This window comes from Fictibacillus sp. NRS-1165 (assembly GCF_050468105.1).
Lineage (GTDB): Bacteria > Bacillota > Bacilli > Bacillales > Fictibacillaceae > Fictibacillus_C > Fictibacillus_C terrinigri.
Genome location: NZ_JBDPNU010000104.1, coordinates 1 through 4,224, shown reverse-complemented (window position 1 = coordinate 4,224; position 4,224 = coordinate 1). Strand labels below are relative to the sequence as shown.

4 protein-coding genes are annotated in these 4,224 nt (G+C 41.6%); all 4 read right to left on the bottom strand.

The window, feature by feature from the left end; translation table 11 throughout:
• Window positions 1–1,792: glycoside hydrolase family 65 protein (locus ABHN01_RS24580; protein ID WP_429877723.1), on the bottom strand; the 1,792-nt coding region annotated here is incomplete at its 3' end.
• A complete protein-coding gene (locus ABHN01_RS24575; protein WP_429877722.1) occupies window positions 1,792–2,829 on the bottom strand; it encodes a Gfo/Idh/MocA family protein in 1,038 nt (345 codons plus the stop codon). The genes ABHN01_RS24575 and ABHN01_RS24580, both read right to left, overlap by 1 nt.
• A gap of 13 nt (window positions 2,830–2,842) precedes the next feature.
• On the bottom strand, window positions 2,843–3,637 hold the full coding sequence (locus ABHN01_RS24570; protein WP_429877721.1) for a sugar phosphate isomerase/epimerase family protein: 795 nt from the start codon (window positions 3,635–3,637) through the stop codon (window positions 2,843–2,845).
• Between the two features lie 28 nt (window positions 3,638–3,665).
• Window positions 3,666–4,224 (bottom strand): zinc-dependent alcohol dehydrogenase (locus tag ABHN01_RS24565; RefSeq protein ID WP_429877720.1); only part of this gene is annotated, 559 nt, incomplete at its 5' end.

Below are 4,224 nucleotides of genomic sequence, written 5' to 3'. Positions count from 1 at the left end.
TTTCCAATACCACTCCGCTTGGAAACAGCTCTGGAAATAGATACAGCAGCATGACCACATCGGCCTGCTTTAAAATTTGCATTTCATTTACTTCATCGCGGGAATAATCCAATAAAATGCCCTGGCTGCCCTGATTGACTTTGTATCTTGATAAATCGATCTCAGGCTTACTCAAAAATGTATCATCCTGTGGAATGATTTTATTCGCATTTGGTTTCGGTAAATACAAGCGGCTAAGAAAATCTTGCCCCCTCATTTTAAGTAACTCATCGGTGTCATCATATTTTTCCATAAAGTAAAGCGCTTTCTTTACATTGTAATAAGCCATATAATTTGTATAGGCATTGTTATCAATATGCTCGGTATACTCATCCGGCCCAATTACATTCTTAATAGAAAGCTGTCCATTTTCTTCTGTTGCACGGCTGATCCAAAAACGTCCAGTCTCCTTAAGTAAAGCCAGCCCTTCCTTTTTCATAAACTCTTGATCCAGTGTATTTTCATAATACTGCACTAGAGAAAAAGCGATGTCGGCTACAATATGATGTTCCGCTTCAGCAGAAGCGACTTTTTGTCGTGTCCCCGTTCGGATATTAATGGCCGCAAATTCAGGAGTTTCTTCTTTTCCTGACAAGGCACTCTCCCATGGAAATAAAGCTCCTTCATATCCATTTCGTTCCGCCTTTGCTATCGCTTGTTGCAAATTTAAGTAACGGTAACGTAACAGTTTCTTTGCCGTTTCCGGTTCAGTAAAAAGATGAAAAGGTAATATGAACATTTCGGCATCCCAAAAAACATGACCTTTATAGCCTTCACCGGTCAATCCTTTAGCCCCAACACTAAACCGTTCATCATGAGCAGGTGTCATACCCTCGATTTGAAACAATGCATAGTCAAGAGCCAACTGGTCAATTTCGTTCTTCGACGTAACCTTGACACGTTTTTGCTGCCAGGTTTTCTCCCATTCTAATGCTGACTTTTCTAATAACGCATCATAGCCATATGGTGCATGCGCCTTTAAGGCTTTCAAACCGGCAGTTGCTGGATCTTTTCCAGCTTGACCCTGATCAAGGGAAGTATAAACAGTTCCAAACTTTTCTAGAGTAAAAGGATTGTTTTCGGATAGATCCACTTTTATCGTGGTCAAGAGCCTGCGATTTTTTGCAGCAAATGAAACATCACTCGTCAAGGAGCACTTACAAGCTGTGGTAAGTGCTATCGTATGTCCTGACTCTGTCGTTTTATAAACACCTTGCATGACTTCTTCGTTAAACACACGGACATTCTCTACACTAAGGTGTTGTGTCCCGAAATTAGTTTGTTGAGCATCAATACCCGTCACTATTTTTAATGTTGCGGATCGATCTAAACTGGTAACTGTCAATTTCGTGGCAAGTAAATGCAAATCATGTTTTGCTGTAAACCGTTGAAAAAGGAATTTGAAGCGAGCCCCTGAGTTACTTCTCCAGAGAATTTCACGCTGTATTTCACCCATTGCAAGGTTTAACCTTCGTTCATATGAAAGAATTTCTCCATCCATCAATGAGAAAAGTTCCCCGTCAATTTCCATTTTTATTCCTGTTAAATCAGGTAGATTAACTAACTCGGATGTTTCGTTCTCATTTGCTTTATTATAGATACCGGCGACGTACAGCCCTCGGTTTTGTTCCGAATAGTCTTCTTCAAGGGCGCCACGCACACCTAAGTAACCATTTCCTAATGTCATTAAACTTCCATATTTATTGAGATAGTGTACATCGAATTTTTTGTCATATAATACTTGTTCTTTCATCATAAGGATACACTTTCACCCTTTTCCGCAGATTGATAGAGAGCTTCAATTAGTTGTTGGATGATATACCCTTCTTTTGCGTCTGCAATCTTGACATCTTTTCCAAAGCACTTGTCTACAAATGCAGCCATACTCTTTTGATGCCGTTCTGGATCTGAAGTCTCCCTTTCTAAAAGTGAGACGAGTTCTCCCTTTTTATCGGTATAGATCTGAGCCGGAAAAAGAGTGGCTCCTGCTTGATCTCCACAAAACCGAACATTCATGATGGATGTTTCCTTAATATTTAAAGCAAAAGAGGTTTCCAATTGTAACAATCGGCCGCCTTCTAATTCAATAAAACCAAAAAGTGAATCCTCAACTTCAAACTTTTCCGGGTCCCATTCTCCAAACGTTCCATCCGATTTTTTGTTCCCTATTTTCTGAAACATTTTAGCCGTTACTTTCTCAATCTTCGGATAACCTATTACATATAACGCAGCGTCCAGCATATGGATTCCTAAATCGATGAGAGGTCCTCCCCCTTGTAATGATTTATTGGTGAAGTTTCCCCAACCTGGAATTCCACAACGACGCAAGGCTTGGGCTTTCACAACATAGATATCGCCAAGAATCCCTTCCTCGACTTTTTTTCTAAGAAGTTCGACATCATCCGCAAATCGATGATGAAAGTCATAGGCAAGGATGCAATGGTTTTTCTCTGCTTCTTCCTGCATTTTCTTTGCCTCATCGGCCGAAATAGCTGGCGGCTTTTCACACATCACATCACAGCCATTGGACAGAGCTACCATGACATGTTCATAATGAAATCGATTTGGCGTACAAACACTGACGATATCCGGTTTCAGTGCCGCATACATCTCAGCGGCATCTGTATAGTAATAAGGAATCCCATTACGCGCAGCGAAGTTTTTTACCCGATCGGCGTTTTGTCCAACCACAGCAACCAGTTCAATGTCATCCCGTGAGAGGTAATAAGGAACGTGAACCGTTTCCGCTACTTGTCCTCCTCCTATGATCGCCACCCTTTTTTTACTCATGATGTGACTCCTCTCACACTAATGCTTCTTTTAGCTGATGCAGCGCTTTTTTGTATTCTCCTTCTGGATCGTTCCCTCGAACACGGCACTCTATGGTTAAAAAACCGTCATAGCCATCTTTTTTCAATTGATTAAAATGCTTTTTGAAATCAATCGAGCCACTGCCAGGCTGGAAACGGTGATTATCCGCAAGATGAATATGTCCAATTAAATCACGTTGTAGATGTAAAGCTTCGGAAATACCATCCTCTTCAATGTTCATATGATAGAAGTCAGCGATAATTTTTACGTTCTTCAAGTTATTTTCTTCTATATAACGGCGCGCATCAGCAAGCGTATTGATCATATGGTCTTGATACCGATTCAATGGTTCTAAGAAAACAGTGGTCGCTGTTTCTTCTGCGGCTTTATCTAAGTAAAGAAGGGAGTCACTTACTGCCTTCCAATCTCCTGATTGGCTTCTTGGTGAAACCATTGGTGGCAAACGATAGGTGAACATGCCCCAGGCTGCGGGAACAACTATTCCTTTTCCCTCTACTTCCTGCAAGGCTTTTAAGATTTGCTTCATTTCTGCTAAACCGTTTAATCTGCGTTCTTCGATAAAGTCACCGATCCATCCGCTATAACCGCCACAGGCTGTTGTCACGGGCAGTCCGGTTTCAGAAATCGCTTCTTTTATTTCCTCTAAATGATCAACCAATAGTTTTCCGTCAATTTCGAAGCCATCAAAACCAGCTTCCTTTAGATAGTGAAACTTCTCCCTGATGTTTTCCGGAAAAAACGCTTGGTTTTGTGTACCAATTTTCATGGTTAAACTCCTCCTACATGCGGCCAGTTTACTTCAATGTAATTCCCATCTTGATACTTAGCTCAGGATGCTGATCGACGTAATGCATATATGCTTGATCACTCTGTTCAAAAGGCACGATTGGATCAATGATATCTTCGCAATTCAGGTAACCGTTCATTAATAATTCCCAGCATGTATTTTCAATTCGTTTACGGGACCAGCGCGGGTAATCCGGATTGGGTTCGCTTGCTGCACGGGAAAACACGATTTTCGCATTGTTAAAATGAGCTTCGCGTCCAAAATTCAATCCTTCGGGAAAAGGCTTAGTAAAGGCAACATAAGAGATGATGCCTCCATAGGCAATTCCTTTTAATGCCGCTTGAAGAGCTGCAGCATTTCCGCTTGTTTCAATAATGGAATCCGCTCCGATTTTATGGGTGAGCTTTTTCACCTCATATCCGACATCACAGGAAGTCGGATCAAAGCATTCATCGGCCCCATGACGAAGAGCGATTTCTCGTCGATGGCTTAGAGGATCAACTCCAACAACGATGCTGGCACCGGCTTTTTTTGCAAGCTGGATTGCGATTTGGCCGATCGCACCC

What these genes read in the sequence shown, in the direction of transcription:
- ABHN01_RS24570 (WP_429877721.1), bottom strand. Translation starts at nt 3,637, where the DNA reads ATGAAAATTGGTACACAAAACCAAGCGTTTTTTCCGGAAAACATCAGG.
- ABHN01_RS24575 (WP_429877722.1), bottom strand. Translation starts at nt 2,829, where the DNA reads ATGAGTAAAAAAAGGGTGGCGATCATAGGAGGAGGACAAGTAGCGGAA.